Source organism: Lentzea sp. NPDC020367 (genome assembly GCF_044387305.1).
In the GTDB taxonomy this organism is placed as follows: Bacteria; Actinomycetota; Actinomycetes; order Mycobacteriales; family Pseudonocardiaceae; genus Lentzea.
The window spans coordinates 409,038-425,633 of sequence record NZ_JBIRVV010000002.1; the positions used below are offsets into that span (position 1 = coordinate 409,038).

20 protein-coding genes are annotated in these 16,596 nt (G+C 70.1%); 11 read left to right on the forward strand and 9 right to left on the reverse strand.

Going from position 1 to position 16,596, the window contains the following annotated elements:
• Positions 1-83: 83 nt before the first annotated feature.
• The gene (locus tag ACH413_RS08965; protein WP_360032953.1) at positions 84-509 is read left to right on the forward strand and encodes a YcxB family protein; all 426 of its coding nucleotides are present in this window, start codon (positions 84-86) and stop codon (positions 507-509) included.
• 60 nt (positions 510-569) lie between these two features.
• Positions 570-1,367: a hypothetical protein gene (locus tag ACH413_RS08970; RefSeq protein WP_360032950.1), complete on the forward strand. Its 798-nt coding sequence runs from the start codon at positions 570-572 to the stop codon at positions 1,365-1,367.
• 2 nt (positions 1,368-1,369) lie between these two features.
• On the opposite strand, the gene ACH413_RS08975 is transcribed toward ACH413_RS08970, so the two are convergent.
• Both ACH413_RS08975 and ACH413_RS08980 read right to left on the reverse strand, forming a co-directional pair.
• Entirely contained in the window at positions 1,370-2,281 is a 912-nt protein-coding gene (locus tag ACH413_RS08975) for a catechol 2,3-dioxygenase (RefSeq protein ID WP_360032947.1), read from the reverse strand.
• Positions 2,282-2,283: 2 nt separating this feature from the next.
• Positions 2,284-2,622 (reverse strand): 2Fe-2S iron-sulfur cluster-binding protein, encoded by a 339-nt coding sequence (locus ACH413_RS08980; protein WP_360032944.1) that lies wholly within the window; start codon positions 2,620-2,622, stop codon positions 2,284-2,286.
• 132 nt (positions 2,623-2,754) lie between these two features.
• Here ACH413_RS08980 and ACH413_RS08985 point away from each other — a divergent pair, with 132 nt between their 5' ends.
• Positions 2,755-3,600, forward strand: a complete 846-nt coding sequence (locus ACH413_RS08985) for an alpha/beta fold hydrolase (protein ID WP_360032941.1) — start codon at positions 2,755-2,757, stop codon at positions 3,598-3,600.
• On the opposite strand, the gene ACH413_RS08990 is transcribed toward ACH413_RS08985, so the two are convergent.
• The 4 genes from ACH413_RS08990 to ACH413_RS09005 are packed head-to-tail and all read right to left on the reverse strand — an operon-like array spanning position 3,545 to position 6,889.
• Complete coding sequence (locus ACH413_RS08990) at positions 3,545-4,270, reverse strand: FCD domain-containing protein (RefSeq protein WP_360032938.1); 726 nt, start codon at positions 4,268-4,270, stop codon at positions 3,545-3,547. The two genes, ACH413_RS08985 and ACH413_RS08990, sit on opposite strands and share 56 nt — an antisense overlap.
• A 31-nt stretch (positions 4,271-4,301) precedes the next feature.
• Positions 4,302-5,327 carry a ferrochelatase gene (locus ACH413_RS08995; RefSeq protein ID WP_360032935.1) on the reverse strand — a complete coding sequence of 342 codons (1,026 nt, stop codon included), beginning with the start codon at positions 5,325-5,327 and terminating at the stop codon, positions 4,302-4,304.
• Positions 5,328-5,379: 52 nt separating this feature from the next.
• A complete protein-coding gene (gene fabI, locus ACH413_RS09000; protein ID WP_093588011.1) occupies positions 5,380-6,147 on the reverse strand; it encodes an enoyl-ACP reductase FabI in 768 nt (255 codons plus the stop codon).
• A gap of 37 nt (positions 6,148-6,184) precedes the next feature.
• Positions 6,185-6,889: a beta-ketoacyl-ACP reductase gene (locus ACH413_RS09005; protein ID WP_360032932.1), complete on the reverse strand. Its 705-nt coding sequence runs from the start codon at positions 6,887-6,889 to the stop codon at positions 6,185-6,187.
• Positions 6,890-6,997: 108 nt separating this feature from the next.
• Between ACH413_RS09005 and ACH413_RS09010 the strand changes: the two genes are divergently transcribed.
• The 4 genes from ACH413_RS09010 to ACH413_RS09025 are packed head-to-tail and all read left to right on the forward strand — an operon-like array spanning position 6,998 to position 10,876.
• Complete coding sequence (locus tag ACH413_RS09010) at positions 6,998-9,580, forward strand: FAD-binding and (Fe-S)-binding domain-containing protein (RefSeq protein WP_360032929.1); 2,583 nt, start codon at positions 6,998-7,000, stop codon at positions 9,578-9,580.
• Between the two features lie 28 nt (positions 9,581-9,608).
• Complete coding sequence (locus ACH413_RS09015) at positions 9,609-10,031, forward strand: hypothetical protein (protein ID WP_360032926.1); 423 nt, start codon at positions 9,609-9,611, stop codon at positions 10,029-10,031.
• A 1-nt stretch (position 10,032) separates the two neighbouring features.
• Positions 10,033-10,452: a hypothetical protein gene (locus ACH413_RS09020; protein WP_360032923.1), complete on the forward strand. Its 420-nt coding sequence runs from the start codon at positions 10,033-10,035 to the stop codon at positions 10,450-10,452.
• Position 10,453: 1 nt separating this feature from the next.
• Positions 10,454-10,876, forward strand: a complete 423-nt coding sequence (locus ACH413_RS09025) for a hypothetical protein (RefSeq protein WP_360032921.1) — start codon at positions 10,454-10,456, stop codon at positions 10,874-10,876.
• A gap of 54 nt (positions 10,877-10,930) precedes the next feature.
• Here ACH413_RS09025 and ACH413_RS09030 read toward each other — a convergent pair whose 3' ends face one another.
• Positions 10,931-11,248: a hypothetical protein gene (locus tag ACH413_RS09030; protein WP_360032918.1), complete on the reverse strand. Its 318-nt coding sequence runs from the start codon at positions 11,246-11,248 to the stop codon at positions 10,931-10,933.
• A gap of 150 nt (positions 11,249-11,398) precedes the next feature.
• Here ACH413_RS09030 and ACH413_RS09035 point away from each other — a divergent pair, with 150 nt between their 5' ends.
• Genes ACH413_RS09035 through ACH413_RS09050 form a run of 4 tightly spaced genes read left to right on the forward strand, consistent with a single transcriptional unit; the run spans position 11,399 to position 14,753 of the window.
• Positions 11,399-12,058, forward strand: a complete 660-nt coding sequence (locus tag ACH413_RS09035) for a response regulator transcription factor (RefSeq protein WP_093588014.1) — start codon at positions 11,399-11,401, stop codon at positions 12,056-12,058.
• A complete protein-coding gene (locus tag ACH413_RS09040; RefSeq protein ID WP_360032915.1) occupies positions 12,059-13,363 on the forward strand; it encodes a HAMP domain-containing sensor histidine kinase in 1,305 nt (434 codons plus the stop codon).
• Positions 13,360-14,223, forward strand: a complete 864-nt coding sequence (locus ACH413_RS09045) for a TAXI family TRAP transporter solute-binding subunit (RefSeq protein ID WP_360032912.1) — start codon at positions 13,360-13,362, stop codon at positions 14,221-14,223. The genes ACH413_RS09040 and ACH413_RS09045 overlap by 4 nt, the downstream gene beginning before the upstream one ends.
• Positions 14,220-14,753, forward strand: a complete 534-nt coding sequence (locus ACH413_RS09050) for a dihydrofolate reductase family protein (protein ID WP_360032909.1) — start codon at positions 14,220-14,222, stop codon at positions 14,751-14,753. The genes ACH413_RS09045 and ACH413_RS09050 overlap by 4 nt, the downstream gene beginning before the upstream one ends.
• Here ACH413_RS09050 and ACH413_RS09055 read toward each other — a convergent pair.
• Together ACH413_RS09055 and ACH413_RS09060 are read right to left on the reverse strand one after the other, a co-directional pair.
• Positions 14,738-15,703, reverse strand: a complete 966-nt coding sequence (locus ACH413_RS09055) for a VWA domain-containing protein (protein WP_330277363.1) — start codon at positions 15,701-15,703, stop codon at positions 14,738-14,740. The two genes, ACH413_RS09050 and ACH413_RS09055, sit on opposite strands and share 16 nt — an antisense overlap.
• Positions 15,700-16,581: a DUF58 domain-containing protein gene (locus ACH413_RS09060; RefSeq protein ID WP_360033820.1), complete on the reverse strand. Its 882-nt coding sequence runs from the start codon at positions 16,579-16,581 to the stop codon at positions 15,700-15,702. The genes ACH413_RS09055 and ACH413_RS09060 overlap by 4 nt, the downstream gene beginning before the upstream one ends.
• Between the last annotated feature and the right edge of the window lie 15 nt (positions 16,582-16,596).

Sequence of the window (16,596 nt, forward strand, 5' to 3'; positions counted from 1 at the left end):
CCAGAATGCGGGGCGACATGAGTGACAGCGTTGATTTCAAATGGGCCCCTTCACCGGCGGACTGGCGGGCCAGCCTGCGCGCGATGGTGCCGATGTTCAGATGGGCGCCGTGGTTCGCGCTCGTGCTCGCGGTGGTCTCGCTGGTGCTGCTGTTCGGCTTCGACGACGCGCTCTTCGTGGCGCTCTTCGGCCTGGTGTGCGCGCTGGTCATCGGGTTCATGGAGCCGGTCGCGGTGTGGTGGCGCTTCACGTCCGACGAGATGATCAGCCGGACCGTGGTCGGCAGCGCCGACGAGCAGTCGTTCCGGATGGCCGTGGGCAACGCGGTGCGCGAGGAGATCGTCTGGCAGGAGCTGCCGGGCTGGACCGAGACGCGGCAGGGCTTCGTGCTGGAGACGCTCGACGAGGGCGCGGCGTCGCTTTCCGTGCCGCACCGGGCTTTCGCGTCCGATGAGGACACGGCGTCGTTCCGCACTCTCCTCGAAAAGCACATCGGTCCGGCCAAATAGTCGTCTCGGATCGGGCACACCGGGTGGGGCTGGCGGGGCAGGGCCACGTAATCTCGTCGGGTGTCCTGTGCAAGTGCCACGCTGGTCGTGTGGACGTCGGGATGGCTGCACGGTCTAGCCGCCGCCGACGACGTCCTCGACGCCCTGCACATGTGGGCCGAGCAGCACGAGGTGGTGGCCGACGACGACGGCACCGCCACGGCGCTCGACCTCCCCGGTCCCGACGAGGCCCCCGTGGGGCCCGCTCTGCTGCTGGCCGCCCTGCGGCGCGCGGGCGCGACCTCCGCCCGGCTGGTGCTGCCAGTACCGGGCGACGTACGAGGCCTGGGAGGCAAAGGCCAGCTCTCGACGTGCGCGCTGCGGTCCGGCGAGGCTCTCGTGGTGCCGTCCGTGCACATCGGGCTCGTGCCGAAGATCGTGGCGGACGGCGTGATGCGCTGGACGGTGTTCGACCTGCCGTCGTCCAACGGCCTGGAGCACATCCCGATCGGTGAGGCCGAGCACGGCCTGGGCGCGGCGCTGCGCGAGGCGACGGCGGCCCTGGCGTCGCTCGACGTGGCCAAGCACCGCCCGAACGTCCGCAAGGAGATCACCGACCTCTCGGCGGAGAACTCCAAGCTGCCGTGGCCGGACGCGATGCCGCCCCGCTCGCTGCGGGTGCTGCAACGGGCCGCCGAGGTGGCCGCGATCGTGTCCGTGGCGAGCTCCGACTCCCCCGGCGGCGCGATGTCGGCGTCGGCGATGACCGCGCGCACCGAGGCGCTGCGGCCGGTGGCGGAGGCCGTGCGCCGCGCACGGTGCGCGGCGGTCGACGAGGCCGTGCGCGTGCTGGCGGACAGCGGAGCCGGCCGGCACTGACGTCAGGTGACGACCTGGAGGAACTCCTGGTCGATCTCCCGGTGGGTGTAGTTGATGCCGCGCGCGGCCTGGTCCATCGTCCAGGTGATGGGACGGAAGTCCGGGCCGGTGCGGTAGCCGCCGGAGAAGACCTCGTTGCGGTTGCCGGACGGGTCGAAGAAGTAGATGGTGCCGCCGCGGGTGATGCCGTGGCGGGCGGGACCGAAGTCGATCGGCACGTCGTCCATCGACATGACGTCGCCTGCCCGCAGCAACGCGCTCCAGTCGTCGATCTCGTAGGCGAAGTGGTGGAGCTTTCCGTTGGCGCCCTTGACGAACGCGATGTCGTGCGGCTGGTCACCGCAGGACATCCACGAGCCGACGAGGTCGGAGTCCTCGTGGCTCGCGACCAGCCGTTCGGACGGCCGGAAGGCCAGCACGTCGGTGAAGAACCGCTCCAGCAGGGCCGGGTCCTCGGTGGTGATCAGGGCGTGGTTGATCCGGGGCACGCCGATGCCGCGCAGGTCGCGGGGCCACGGGTCGGGGTTGAGCTTGCCGACCCTCGTGCCCAGGTAGTCGACGTCGGAGTAGAGCTCCAGCACGTGCTCGGACGGCAGCGTGACGCGCAGCCCGTCACCCACGCCCACGTTGTCCCCCTTGGACATCCGCTCGCAGGTGGCGCCGAACGACCGCGCCTTCGACTCGATCGCGTCCAGCGTGCCGTCGGCGGTGACCTTGTAACCGAACTTGACCAGCCCGACGCCGCCCTCCTCGAGCACGACCGAGTGGTGGTCGTCCTCGTCCCACGACTTGAGGTAGACCCTGCCGTCCTCCTCGTGGACGGCGTCCATGCCGAGCGTCTCCTGGTAGTGCTGCCGGGCCTGGGCGAGGTCGGTGACACGAACGTGCACGTAGCCGAGTCTGATGACCGCCATGGTCACAGTCCTTCCTGCGGGCGGGGATCGGGAGAGGGTGCGCTGGCCAGCACCGCGCGGAGCGGCTGCGCGCCGATGTCGAGCACGACGTCGGTGACCGGAACTGCGCGGCAGGGCAGGCACTGTCCGGCCGCCTGCTCCGCCGCGCCGAGCACGGACTCGGCCACCGGCACCGGGTAGCGGATCCGTCCGGAGAGCAGCCGGGCGCGGCACGCGCCGCAGCCACCGCGCCGGCACCGGTACGGACTGCGCCAGCCGTGCCGGCGCAGCGCGTCGACCACCGACTCGCCCGCCCGCGCCCGCACCTGGACGTCCTGGGGAACCACCGTGACGACGGGCATGACCGGCCTTCCGGCAAAGTTTCGGAAACTTCCACAATGTTTCCAGCTCGTCAGCAGCATAGGCGCACTCCGAGCGCTAGTTCAAGTTTGAACGAGCTAGATTGTTCCTGAAAGTTGTGCAACTATCCGGCCATGCGTGAGACCAACGAGGAGATCGGCCGGAGCGTCGACGTCGGCGGCGTCGCGACGAACTACCACGACCTCGGCGACGGGCCGCCCGTGCTGCTGATCCACGGCTCCGGTCCCGGCGTCTCGGCCTGGGCGAACTGGCGAACCGTGCTGCCCCGCCTGTCCGAACGGCACCGGGTCCTCGCGCCGGACGTCGTCGGCTTCGGCTACACGACACGGCCGGCGCACCTCGCCTACGGCCCGCAGGTGTGGCTCGACCACCTGCTCGGCTTCCTGGACGCGCTGGACGTGCCGAAGGTGTCGGTGGTGGGCAACAGCTTCGGCGGCGCGCTGGCACTGCGCCTGGCGGACGTGGCTCCCGAACGGGTCGACCGGCTGGTGCTGATGGGCAGCGTCGGCGTGCCCTTCGAGCTCACGCCCGGACTCGACGCCGTGTGGGGGTTCGAGCCGTCGCTGGAGGCGATGCGCGATCTCCTGCGGGTGTTCACCTTCGACGGTTCCGCCGTGCGCGACGACCTCGCCCGGCTGCGCCTCGACGCGGCCACCCGGCCCGGCGTGCACGAGGCGTTCGCCAGCATGTTCCCCGAACCACGGCAAAGCGGTGTCGACGCGCTCGCGCTGGCCGACGACGTCATCTCGGCGCTGCCGCACGAGACGTTGATCGTGCACGGACGCGACGACCGCGTGATCCCGCTGGCCACCTCACTGCGGTTGCTCGACCTGATCGACAGGGCTCAGCTGCACGTGTTCGCGCGCTGTGGACACTGGGTCCAGATCGAACAGGCGGAGCGGTTCACCGCGCTGCTGGAGGACTTCCTGGCCGACCGGGTGAGCGCGACGGCTCGGTGAGCCGCACCAGATCCGTGCGGTGGTCGATGATCGCGGCGGCGAGCAGCTCGCGGTCACCCGAGGTGATCGCCTTGATCAGCCGGGCGTGCACCTCGATGTTGTGGTCCAGCGCCTCGCTCGGATCGGCCACCGCGAACTCGGCCCGCACCAGCGCGCCGCGCAGCAGCGTCACGATCGACTCGTACATGGCCGCCAGCACCGGAACGCGGGCGGCGCGGGCGATCACGGCGTGCAGCCGCATGTTGGCCTCGAGGTAGAGCCGCGGGTCGTCACGCCGGTCGCGCAGTTCCTCCAGCGCCCAGCCCAGATCGCGGGCGTCCTCCGGGGTCGCCCGCTCGGCCGCCACCTCCGCGAAGCCGTCCTCCAGCAGGGAACGCGCCTCGAACAGGTCCACGGCGTCCACCAGCAGCCCGCGGAACCACAGGTCGATCACGCCCAGCCGGACCTGGGGCGGCGGCTGGGCGATGAACACTCCACCTTGGACACCGGGCTTCACGACGACGACTCCGCGCTCCCGCAGGATGCGCAGTGCCTCGTTCATCGCGTTGGCGCTGACGCCGTACCGCTCGATCAGCTCCGTGCGCAACGCGTAGCGCGCGCCGGAGTCCAGCCGCTGCTCGAGGATCTCCTTCTCCAGCTCGGCGGCGATCCGGTCGGGAACGGACGTCATGAACGGCAGTTTTCCACAGTTCGGCAGGTCGCTAGGCCCGAGCGGGCCTCTTCGCCGGTTCGCAGCACAACGGCGCGCACGGCGCACCGTTCACCGTGCACCCCGCCACCGCGAACGACGACAGCTTCCGCACGGGAGCGTCCGCCATGTGCTCGGCCACGAGCTCCACCACGAGTTCGGCGAAACGCGGGTCGCCGTTCGGCGTGGCGGCGCGGGCGAACTCCATGCCCAGTTCCGCGGCCCGGTCGCGGGCCTCGGTGTCGAGGTCCCACACGACCTCGAGGTGGTCGGACACGAACCCGATCGGGCACACGACGACCCCGGTGACGCCCTTGGCGTGCAGGGCGTCGATGTGGTCGACGACGTCCGGCTCCAGCCACGGGATCTGCGGCGGGCCCGACCGCGACTGCCACACGACGTCGTACTCGGTGACGCCCAGCTCCGCGGCCACGAGCCGCGAGGCCTCGACGATCTGACGCGAGTAGCGGTAGCCGCCCTCCTCGGGCGGTCCGGCGGCCTTGTCGGCGGACACCGGCACCGAGTGCGCGGTGAAGACCAGCCGGTACGCGCCATTGAGGGACGCGGCGGCGGCGCGGATGCCGTCGGCGAAAGAGGAAACGAAGAGCGGGTGGTCGAAGAACTGGCGCAGCTTCACGAGTTCGGGGCCGTCCGGCACGGCCTGCAGCGCGCGCACGATGTCCTCGTCGTACTGGCGGCACGCGGAGTAGCCGCCGTACGCGCTCGTCGGGAACACCAGGGCGCGCTTCACGCCGTCGGCCTTCATCTGCGCCACGACGTCCTCGACCATCGGGTGCCAGTTGCGGTTGCCGAAGTAGATCGGCAGCTCGAAACCGGTGGCGCGCACGGCCTCGATGGCCTCGAGGTTCAGGCGGTTGATCGGCGACACGCCGCCGAAGTGCTGGTAATGGGCCTCGACCTCGTCCAGCCGCTCCGGCGGCACGCCACGTCCGCGAACCACGTTCTCCAGGAAGGGACGGACGTCCTCAGGACCTTCTGGGCCGCCGAAAGACAGCCAGAGCAGCGCGTCGAAACTCACCACTCCATCCAATCAGACGCCCGATCGCCTCACATGACGAACAGATGTGACGTCAGAGACCGAGGAAGTGCACGCCGCCGTCGACGAAGACCATCGAACCGGTGGTGGCCGGGAACCAGTCGGACAGCAGGCCGCAGACGGACTTCGCGACCGGCGTGGGGTCGTCGACGTCCCACGACAGCGGAGCCTTCTCGCCCCACATCTTCTCCAGCTCGCCGAAGCCGGGGATGGACTTCGCGGCCATGGTGCGCACCGGGCCGGCGGAGATCAGGTTCACGCGGATGCCGTCCGGGCCGAGGTCGCGCGCCATGTAGCGGTTGATCGACTCGAACGCCGCCTTCGCCGCGCCCATCCAGTTGTACGCGGGCCACGCCTGGCGTGCGTCGAAGTCGAGGCCGACGACCGACGCGCCGTGCGAGAGCAACGGACGCGTGGCCTGCACGAGCGCCTTGTACGAGTACGCCGAGACGTGCATCGCGACGGAGACGTCCTCCCACGGCGCGTCCATGAACGGGGCGCCGAGGCAGCTCTGCGGGGCGAAGCCGATGGCGTGCACGACGCCGTCGAGACCGTCGACGTGCTCACGCACCCGGTCGGCGAGCGTGTCGAGGTGTTCCTGGTTCTGCACGTCGAGCTCGACGACCGGCGCCGGCTTGGGCAGGCGCTGGGCGATGCGCGTCACGAGGCTCATCCGGCCGAACCCGGTCAGCACGACCTCGGCGCCCTGCTCCTGGGCGACGCGTGCGACGTGGAAGGCGATCGACGCGTCGGTGATGACACCGGTGATCAGCAGTCGCTTGCCTTCGAGCAGTCCGGTCACTTGATCCAACCCTTTCGCAGTACGGAAGTTCAGAAAATCAGTGGCCCATGCCGAGGCCGCCGTCGACCGGCAGCACGGCACCGTTGATGTAGCCCGACTCGTTCGCCGCGAGGAACGTGACGGCGCGCGCGATCTCTTCCGCCGCACCGTAACGAGCGGCCGGGATCTGCTTGAGCGCGGCGTCGCGGACGGCCTCGGGAAGGTCCGCCGTCATGTCCGTGGTGATGAAGCCGGGCGCGATGACGTTCGCGGTGATGTTGCGCGAGCCGAGCTCCAGCGCGATCGAGCGCGCCATGCCGACCATGCCCGCCTTGGACGCGGCGTAGTTGACCTGGCCCGCGCCGCCGGTGAGGCCGACGACCGACGAGATGAAGACGATGCGGCCGAACTTCTTGCGCAGCATGCCGCGCGAGGCGCGCTGGGCGAAGCGGAACGCGCCGGTCAGGTTCGCGTCGACGACCTGGGTGAACTGCTCCTCGCTCATGCGCAGCAGCAGCGTGTCCTGCGTCATGCCCGCGTTGCAGACGAGCACCTCGACGGGCCCGTGCGCGGCCTCGACCTCGGTGAACGCGGCGTCGATCTCCGCGGAGTTCGTCACGTCGCACTTCACGCCGAGCAGGCCTTCGGGAGCGCCGGACCCGCGGTGCGTCACGGCGACCTTGTCGCCCTGCGCGGCGAACGCCTGCGCGATGGCGAGGCCGATGCCGCGGTTGCCTCCGGTGACCAGAACGGACCGACTCACTAGCTCTCCTGAGAATCGCTGCTGGTTGACCGGGTGAGGTTATCGGCTACCGGCAGGTAGACCGGCATCGGCGGAGGCATGTCACACCAAGGCGGGCATGATCAGGTGATGCGGGCCTTTCTCGATCAGCTCCGACGCGATGTGGACGGCGACGTGCTCGACGACCCGGCCAGCCGGGCGCTGTACTCGGCGGACGCGTCGAACTACCGGCACGTGCCCCGCGTGGTCGTCCGTCCACGCACGACGGACGCGGTGGTCGCGGCCGTCGGACTGGCCGCGGAGCACCGGGTGCCGATCACCAGCCGTGGCGCGGGAACGTCCATCGCGGGCAACGCGTGCGGCACCGGCCTCGTGATCGACTTCAGCCGGTACCTGCACTCGTTCGAGATCTCCGGGGACAGCGCGTTCGCCCAGCCGGGTGCCGTGCTCGACAAGATCAACGCGCAGGCCGGCGAGTACCTCTTCGGACCGGACCCGTCGACGCACTCCCGGTGCACGATCGGCGGGATGATCGGCAACAACGCGTGCGGCGCGCACTCCGTGAAGTGGGGCAAGACCAGCGAGAACGTCACGAACCTCCACGTGCTGACCGCCGACGGCCGCACGTTCGACACGACGAACCCTCCCCCGCTCGCCCTGCCGACGTACGACCCGGCGTGGTTTCCGCAGCTCAGCCGCAGGGTCAGCGGGTACGCGCTGGACGCCCCGACGCTGACGCGGCAGCTGGTCGGCACCGAGGGCACGTGCGTGGTGCTGCTGGGCGCGGAACTCAAGCTCGTGCGCAGGCCCGAGCGCCGCGTCCTGGTCGTGCTGGGCTTCGCGGACACCTACGAGGCCGCCGACCAGGTCACCCAGATCGAGAACGCGCTCGCGATCGAGGGCCTGAACGAGGCGCTGGTGCACAGCGTCCGCTCCCGCCCCGACCTGCCGGAGGGCCGCAGCTGGCTGTTCGTCGAGGTCGAGGACGACCCCGGACGCGTCGCCAGGATCACGAAGAACTCGATGATCATCCACGACCCGGCGCAGCAGCGGGCGCTGTGGCGGATCCGCGAGGACGGCGCCGGCCTCGCCACCCGCATGGCCGACGGCAGCGAGGCCTGGTCGGGCTGGGAGGACGCGGCCGTCCCGCCGGAGCGCCTCGGCGCCTACCTGCGTGAGTTCGACGAACTGCTGACCGGATACGGCCGCCGTGGCATCACCTACGGCCACTACGGCGAGGGATGCATCCACGTCCGCATCGACTTCGACCTCGCGCACGGCTACCGCGAGTTCCTGCAGGACGCCGCCGACCTGGTCGTCCGTCACGGCGGCAGCCTGTCGGGCGAGCACGGCGACGGCCAGGCGCGGTCCGAGCTGCTCAGCCGCATGTACCCGCCGGAGGCGATCCAGGCGTTCCGCGAGTTCAAGCACGCCTTCGACCCCGGGAACCTGCTCAACCCCGGCCGGATCGTCGAGCCGCTGAAGCTCGACGACGACCTGCGGATCCTGGTCGCACCACCGAAGATCCCGACCCGCGCGGAGTTCGCGAGCGACACCCGGCGGTGCGTCGGCGTCGGCAAGTGCCTGAACACCCACGGCGGCGTGATGTGCCCGAGCTACCGCGTGACCAAGGAGGAGAAGCACTCCACGCGAGGCCGTGCGCACCTGCTGTTCGAGATGCTCAACGGCGACGTGGTCAAGGGCGGCTGGAGGTCACCCGAGGTCGCGGAGGCGCTGGACCTCTGCCTGGGCTGCAAGGGCTGCAAACGCGACTGCCCGGTCGACGTCGACATGGCGAGCTACAAGGCCGAGTTCCTGCACGAGCACTACAAGAGGCGGATCCGGCCGCGGGCGCACTACGTCATGGGCTGGCTGCCGACGTGGCTGAAGTACGGGCTGGTCAACAGGTTCACCGCGAAACTCGGCCGGTTCGCCGGGATCACGCCGGAACGCGCGCTGCCGACGCAGACCACTCGCCTGGTCCGCCAGCTGCACCCGCTCGGCGAGGGCGATCCGGTGCTGCTGTTCCCCGACACGTTCACGAACCACTTCGAACCGGGCGTCGGGCTCGACGCCGCGAACGTGCTGGCGCACCTGGGAAACCGCGTCGAGGTGCCGTCCGCGAACGTCTGCTGTGGACTGACCTGGCACTCGACCGGCCAGCTCGGCAAGGCCCGCCGGGTGGTCGAGCGCACCGCGCGGGCACTGCTCCCGTGGACGAGCCAGGGCGTTCCGGTGATCGGCCTGGAGCCGAGCTGCACGGCGTTCCTGAGGACCGAGGTCACGAAGCTGTCCCAGGAACACTCGGTGCAAGCGCTTGCCGACGCCACCCGCACGTTCGCCGAGCACGTCGCGCCGAAGCTGCCCGAACTCGAGGGCACCCGCGAGGCCGTCGTGCAGACCCACTGCCACCAGTACGCGGAACTCGGGTTCGGCCCGGACCGCGAAGCGATGGCCAAGGCCGGTCTGAAGCCGAAGATCGTCGAGGGCTGCTGCGGGCTGGCCGGCAACTTCGGTTTCGAGAAGGGCCACTACGACGTCTCGATCGCCTGCGCCGAACAGGACCTGCTGCCGGCGTTGCGGGACAACGAGGACGCGCTGGTGATCGCGGACGGCTTCAGCTGCCGCACGCAGATCCGCCACACCACCGAACGCAGGCCCGTCCACCTGGCCAGCGCTCTCGCGGCCCGGCTGGGTGTGATTTACCGCTGACTAACCGCGCCCGGCCATCGTCGTGCGCATGCAGAAGAGGATTGGTGCCGCCGTGCTGGCGGCCGCGGCGATCGCCGTGACGTTCGCCGGACCGGCCCAGGCCGAGACGAACCCGTACTGCGGCAGCGTCACGCAGATCGGCGCCACGAAGTACATCAAGGCGGGCTCCGAGACCGTCGCCTCGGTCAAGCAGTTCAAGGGCTGCAACAAGAACTGGGGCTACACCTACGTCTGGGACTCCTGGAAGTCCAAGCACGGCAGCAAGTTCCGTGCCGCCGCGGGCATCTACACCCGCACCAGCGAGGGCCCGCTGGGCTACAGCGGCCCCGGCGAGGGCGGCCAGGAGGCGTGGTCGAACGGCTCGAACACGCTGTCCGTCTGCACCCGCGGCTACGGCTCGGTGATCTCGTCGTCCTACTCGTACTACGGCCTGACCGAGGAGCGCTGCTGACGTGCTGAAGAAGATCAGCGCCGCCGCCCTCGCGGCCGCGGCCGTCGCCCTGACCTTCGCGGGGCCCGCGCACGCCGAGACGAACCCGTCGTGCTCCAGCGGGGTCACGCAGATGGGCGCCACCAAGTACATCAAGAGCGGCAGCACGACCATCGCCTCGGTCAAGCAGTTCAAGGGCTGCGGCAAGAACTGGGGCTACATCTACGTCTGGGACTCGTGGCGCGCCGACCACAGGACCTACAGCATCTTCGCCGGCGTCCAGGTCCGCGGCGCCGAGTTCCCGAGCGGCTACAACCGGGCCGAGAACAAGCAGGAGCTGTGGTCCTACGGCACGGACACGCTGACCAAGTGCACCAAGGGCTACGGCTCAATCCAGGCGGCGTCCTACGGTGGCGGCGTCGAGACCGAGGAGCGTTGCTGACGTGTTGAAGAAGATCAGTGCCACCGCCCTCGCGGCCGCGGCCATCGCCATGACGTTCACCGGCGCCGCGCACGCCGAGACGAACCCCAAGTGCTCCAGCGGGGTCACGCAGATCGGTTCGACGAAGTACCTCAAGCACGGCTCTGAGACGGTGGCGTCGCTCAAGCAGTTCAAGGGCTGCAACAAGAACTGGGCGTACGTCTACATCTGGGACACGTGGAAGGCCAAGCACCCGTCCAACCACATCCGGGCGGGCATCTGGACGCGCACCAGTGACGGCGCGGTCGACTACGCGGGCCACGACGGCACCAAACAGGAGTTGTGGTCGAACGGCGCGAACACGCTGAACGTCTGCACCTACGCGGCGGGCGACGTGTTCGGATCCGGCTACAGCGCCAACGGGTCGACCGACGAACGCTGCTAGCGGCGGAAGCGGAGGGCGGTCGCCGCATGACCGCCCTCCGCGAGGTCTACCCGATCAGCACCACTCGCCCGCGAGGGAGAGCGAGTTCACCCAGCCCAGCGGGTTGTCGTAGTCCTGGCTCGCCACCCACTGGTCGGCGTACGGCGGAATGCACACCTTCAGGTTGGGCAGCACGGCGTAGTGCAGCTCCACCAGGTCGGGCGACGCGTCGCAGTTGTGCCACCAGAGTTGCGTGGGCGCGCCCGCCTCGTAGTGCAGGCCGCACACCGACGCCGTGCTCACGGGTGCGGCGGAGGCCGGCACCGTCAGGGTGAGCGCGGCGGCGGCGAGTCCCGCCGACAGGAGCAGCGCACGGCTCTTCTGCGCGATCATTCAGATTCCCCCAGAACCTGTTGTGATGGAACGACTACGTCCCGTTCATCCGAACGTACGGCAACCTCCACGGGCTCCGCGGGCAACTTAACCGTCCCTTAGGCGCGTCGCCACGCACACGAAACAGACGTCATGGCTGATACTGCTCCCATGCGGGTGCTGTTGGTCGAAGACGACGACGGTGTCGCCGACGCCCTGGTGGAAGCGCTGCGGGCGAACGGCCACCGGCCTTCCCGCGTGCGCCGGGGTGCCGACGCGCTGATCGCCCATCGCGACGCGGACGTGGTGCTGCTCGACCTCGGCCTGCCCGACCAGGACGGCCTGGAGGTGCTGCGCAAGCTCCGCAAGATCGACCCGGTGCCGGTACTCGTGCTGACGGCCCGTGGCGACGAGCGCACGGTGGTGCGGGGTCTCCGGCTCGGCGCGGACGACTACCTGGTCAAGCCGGTGCGGCTGGCCGAGTTGCTGGCGCGCATCGACGCGGTGGCACGGCGCAGCGCGGCCCGGTCGCAGGAACCGGAGGACGTCGTGCGGGTGTCCGATGTGGAGATCGATCTGCAGAGCCGTCAGGTCGTGGTCGGCGGACGCGAGATCTCGTTGACCACCAAGGAGTTCGACGTGCTGGCGGTGCTCGCGCGCAGGCCGGGCACGGCGGTGAGCCGGCAGCAGCTGATGGACGAGGTGTGGGGCAACGCGTTCGTGGCGGTGTCGCGGACGCTCGACGTGCACCTCACGCAGTTGCGCGCCAAGCTCGACCGGCCGGGGCTGCTGCACACGATCCGCGGTTTCGGCTACCGGCTCGGTGAATAGATGCGGCAACGGCTTCTGTTGGTGCTGCTGCTGTTCTCGCTCTCGGCCGTGACCGCGTTCGCGTTCCCGTTGCTGATGAGCACCGCCTCCGAACGCACCCAGCAGTTCGTGATCAGCCGCACCGCCGACCTGGACCGCTTCGCCACGCTGCCCGTCGACGTCGTGGTGTCGGAGGCGGAGCGGTACGCCGAGGTCTACGGCGAGGAGATCGTGGTCGTCGACGCGTCCGGCACGCCCGTCGTGGAGTCGGGGATGACGGCCGGGGACGTGTCCGCGCAGATCGACGCGGCCCTGCGCAACCAGCCCGCCGCGCCCGTGCCGACCGTGCTGCCGTGGAGCGGCGGCGACGTCCTGTTCGCCCGGCCGGTCGGCATCGGCACGAAGGTCGCGGGTGCCGTGGTGCTGCGGGCTTCCACCCGCGTGGCCGCACTCGACGTGGCACGGCGGTGGGCGATCGTGCTGGCCGGGGCGTTGCTGGCGGCGTGCGCGTGCGTGCTGCTGGCACTCGTCGTCTCCCGCTGGCTGATCAGGCCTCTGAAAGAGCTCGATCGGGGTGTACGAGCGGTCGCCGAGGGCCAGCGGCGCACCCATGTCGCCGACACCGCCGGACCGGCCGAGCTGCGGGCGTTGTCGGAGTCGTTCAACCGCATGTCCGACGCCGTCGCCGAGGCCGCCGACCAGCAACGACGCCTGATCGCCGACGCCTCGCACCAGCTGCGCAACCCGATGGCGGCACTGCGGTTGCGCGTGGACATGTTGCCCTCCAACGAATCGCTGCTGACCGAGGTCGAACGCCTGGAGTCGTTGCTGGACGGGCTGCTCGCCCTCGCCAACGCCGAGAGCACCGCCACCGAACGCGCGGCCGGTGGCGTCGAACCCGAACTCGCCGATCTTCAGGTCGTCGCGCACGACCGGGTCGACGCGTGGCGTGCGGCGGCGCAGGCGGACGGCGTCACGATCACCGTCGATGACCGGGCGCCCGGACTGGTGCGGTGCGCGGTGTCGGACCTCGCGCAGGTGCTGGACGTGCTGCTGGACAACGCCATCAAGTACGGCGGACCGGAGATCACGGTGGTGTGCGACCGCGCCACGCTGACCGTGCGGGACAACGGACCCGGCCTGTCCAAAAAGGACCTCAAGCACGCCACCGAACGGTTCTGGCGCGGCGACGACACCCGGCGCGGCACGGGCCTGGGTCTCGCCATCGCGGAGCGCATCGTCACCGCGCACGACGGAAAGCTGAAGCTGCACACCGACAACGGCCTGGTCGTGACGGTGGAACTGCCGAAGGAGCCGTTGCTGTGAGGCGCCGGACGTTCCTGCTGGGCACGCTGGCCCTGACCGCGTGTGGCGCCTCAGAACCCGACGGCACCATCAGGATCGCCGGTGGCGAGCCCGGCGGTTTCTACAACGACTTCGCCGCGCTGATCTCCCGCCTCTCCCTCGCCCCGCTGACCATCACGCCGATCCAGACCGGTGGCAGCGCCGACAACCTCAAGCACCTGCGCGAAGGCACCGCCGACATAGGGCTTTCGCTGAGCGACAGCGCCCACCTGGAACCCGGCCTCGTCGCGCTGGGCCGCGTCTACGAGAACTACCTGCAGCTCGTGGTCCTGAAGTCCTCGCCGTACACGACCGCCGCCGACCTGGTCGGCAGGCCGGTGTCGCTGGGCGCGGACGGATCCGGTGCCGCACTGCAGGGTTCACGGCTCGCGCTGGGCGTTCAGGAGGAGCACTACCCGTTGCGCAACGCCGTCGACGCGCTCAAGGCGGGCGAGATCGCCGCCCTGCTGTGGTCCGGCGGCGTCCCGACCCCGGAGCTCGACAAGGCCAGCGGGATCAGGCTCCTGCCGCTGGACGGCTTCCTGCCGAGGCTGCGGCAGGACCACGGCAAGGTCTACGAACGCGTGGATGTGCGCATGGGCGTCTACGGTTCCCCGGTCGACGTCCCCACGATCGGCACGCCGAACCTGCTGGTGTGCCGGCCGGATCTCGACTCCGAGTACGCGAGCGCCGTCGTGCGGCTGCTGGTGGGCAGGGCCGCCGAACTGGTGCCGGAACAGGCGCTCGGCACGCAGTACCTCGACGTGCGCAGTCTGATCGACACAGGCAAAGTGCCCCTGCACCCAGGCGCGGCGGCGGAGTACCGGAGGTTGCACGGATGATCATCACGATGGCGTCGGTCTCGCTGGACGGGTTCTTCGAGGGCCCCGATCACGACATCGACTGGCACCACATGAGCGACGAGTTGCACAGCCACATCAACGACGAACTGGCGAAGATGACCACGTTCGTCGACGGCCGCCGCAACCACGAGCTGATGCTGCAAGCCTGGCCGCACGCCGAGGACCACCCCGACTGGCCGCAGGCGATGCGCGACTTCGGACCGATCTGGCGGGACACGCCCAAGATCGTCTACTCGCGCACGCGGCAGTTCACCGAGTGGAACACCGAGACCCGCACCGAGGTCGTTCCGGACGAGATCCGCGAGCTCGAGGGCGACACCATGGTGGGCGGCAACGAGCTGCTTCAGACGTTCTTCGAGCACTACCTGATCGACGAGATCCGGCTCTACGTCAACCCGGTCGCGATCGGCGCCGGCACGCCGTTCTTCCGGAAGCCGAACGCCCTGGCGCTCAAGGGCACCAGGGCGTTCGACAACGGAGTCGTGCTGCTCACCTATGGCAGGCGCTGACCGAGCAGCAAAGCCGCGGCGGCCGCGAACATCGCCGTCATCGTGCCGAGCAACAGCCACGGTTTCGACGCGTCGGCCTGCTTCTTCTCATAGCCGATCTGCTCGCCGAGCGTGTCGTAGACGCGGCGCAGCTCCTCGGCGGACGCGGCCTTGAAGAACTCGCCGCCGGAGATCTTCGCGATCTCCTTCATCGAGTCGTCGTCGACGGGCACGGACTGCTGGCGCCCCTCGATGTCGACCACGCCGTCCTCGGTGCCGAACGAGATGGTGGAGATCGGGGTCCCGGCCTTCTTCGCGTCCTCGGCCGCGTCGAACGCCTTGCGGGTGCCGACGGTCTCCTTGCCGTCCGTCATCAGCACGATGCGGGCGGGCGGCGGGCCCTCGGCGCCGCCGACGACCTTGCCGAACGAGTCGATCGACGCCATCGCGGCCACCAGCGCGTCACCCGTGGCGGTCGACTGGGCGAGCTTGAGCCCGTCGATCGACTGCGTGACGGCGGCGCGGTCCGTCGTCGGCGCGACCAGCACGGTGGCCGAGCCGGCGAACGAGATCAGGCCCAGGTTGATGCCCGGCGTGAGGCCCTCGGCGAACGACTTGGCGGCCACCTGCGCGGCCTCCAGCCGGGACGGCTTGACGTCGGTGGCCTTCATCGACAGCGACACGTCGACCACCAGCATCACGGTCGCCCGGTTGCGCGGGACCCGTTGCTCGGACGTCGGACCGGCCAGGGCGACCGTCAGCAACGCGAGCGCCGCCAGCAGGAACGCCGCCGGGACGTGCCGCGACCAGCGTTCCCGCTTGGGCGCGACCTTCTCCAGCAGCTCCAGGTTCGTGAACCGCAGCACCCGCTTGCGCCGGACCCGTTGCGCCACCACGTATCCGGCGGTGAGCAGCCCCACCGCGAGCAGCAGCAGGAACCACCACGGGGCGACGAAGTTCGAGAAGCTCATGCGACACCCCCAGACCAGCGGCGCTTGCGCGCCACCACGAAACGAACCGTGTCCGCGATCCAGTCCGAGTCGGTCCGCAGCACCAGGTGCCCGGCGCCGGCGCGGCGCAGACCCGCCGCCACCTCGCCCCGGTGTTCCGCGGCCGCGGCGCCGAACTCCTTGCGCAGCAACGCGGACGCGGTCACCTCGCGCTGCCGGCCGCTCTCCGGGTCGGACAGCACCACGGTGCCGACCTCGGGCAGGTCGACGTCACGCGGGTCGACGACCTCGATGGCCACGATGTCGTGACGCGCGGACAAGGCGCGCAACGGCCGTTGCCACTCCATGCCGCCGAGGAAGTCGGACACCACCACGATCAGGCCGCGCCGGCGAGGCGGGCGGCGCAGTTGTTCGAGCAACTCCGCCAGGTCTCCGCGGGTGCCCTCGGGCGCCCGGTCGATCTCGGCGATCTTGCGGATCATGCCGCGCGCGTGCGCCAGGCCACCGCGCGCCGGGATCCGGACGTTCTCGGCACCCGTCGAGACGGCGGCGCCGATCCGGTTGCCACCGCCGCGGGTCAGGTGTGCGACCGCGGCCGTCGCGGCGATGACCAGGTCGCGCTTCTCGCAGGCCGCGGTGCCGAAGTCGAGCGACGGCGACAGGTCGATCGCCATCCACGTCTCCAGCTCGCGGTCCGCGACCGTCTCCCGGATGTGCGGGATCGTCGTGCGGGCCGTGACCGCCCAGTCCATCCGGCGCACGTCGTCACCGGGCTGGTAGGTGCGCGCCTCGCCCGGTTCGGTGCCCGGCCCCGGCACGAGGCCGAGGTGGTTGCCCTGCAGCAGACCGTCGAGACGGCGCCGGACGTCGAGCTCCAGCATGCGCAGCGCGGCTTCCATCCGGACGCCGCGCAG

What these genes read in the sequence shown, in the direction of transcription:
- ACH413_RS08965 (WP_360032953.1), top strand. Translation starts at nt 84, where the DNA reads ATGGTGCCGATGTTCAGATGGGCGCCGTGGTTCGCGCTCGTGCTCGCG.
- ACH413_RS08975 (WP_360032947.1), bottom strand. Translation starts at nt 2,281, where the DNA reads ATGGCGGTCATCAGACTCGGCTACGTGCACGTTCGTGTCACCGACCTC.
- ACH413_RS08980 (WP_360032944.1), bottom strand. Translation starts at nt 2,622, where the DNA reads ATGCCCGTCGTCACGGTGGTTCCCCAGGACGTCCAGGTGCGGGCGCGG.
- ACH413_RS08985 (WP_360032941.1), top strand. Translation starts at nt 2,755, where the DNA reads ATGCGTGAGACCAACGAGGAGATCGGCCGGAGCGTCGACGTCGGCGGC.
- ACH413_RS08990 (WP_360032938.1), bottom strand. Translation starts at nt 4,270, where the DNA reads ATGACGTCCGTTCCCGACCGGATCGCCGCCGAGCTGGAGAAGGAGATC.
- ACH413_RS09010 (WP_360032929.1), top strand. Translation starts at nt 6,998, where the DNA reads ATGCGGGCCTTTCTCGATCAGCTCCGACGCGATGTGGACGGCGACGTG.
- ACH413_RS09015 (WP_360032926.1), top strand. Translation starts at nt 9,609, where the DNA reads ATGCAGAAGAGGATTGGTGCCGCCGTGCTGGCGGCCGCGGCGATCGCC.
- ACH413_RS09030 (WP_360032918.1), bottom strand. Translation starts at nt 11,248, where the DNA reads ATGATCGCGCAGAAGAGCCGTGCGCTGCTCCTGTCGGCGGGACTCGCC.
- ACH413_RS09035 (WP_093588014.1), top strand. Translation starts at nt 11,399, where the DNA reads ATGCGGGTGCTGTTGGTCGAAGACGACGACGGTGTCGCCGACGCCCTG.
- ACH413_RS09040 (WP_360032915.1), top strand. Translation starts at nt 12,059, where the DNA reads ATGCGGCAACGGCTTCTGTTGGTGCTGCTGCTGTTCTCGCTCTCGGCC.
- ACH413_RS09050 (WP_360032909.1), top strand. Translation starts at nt 14,220, where the DNA reads ATGATCATCACGATGGCGTCGGTCTCGCTGGACGGGTTCTTCGAGGGC.
- ACH413_RS09055 (WP_330277363.1), bottom strand. Translation starts at nt 15,703, where the DNA reads ATGAGCTTCTCGAACTTCGTCGCCCCGTGGTGGTTCCTGCTGCTGCTC.
- ACH413_RS09060 (WP_360033820.1), bottom strand. Translation starts at nt 16,581, where the DNA reads ATGGAAGCCGCGCTGCGCATGCTGGAGCTCGACGTCCGGCGCCGTCTC.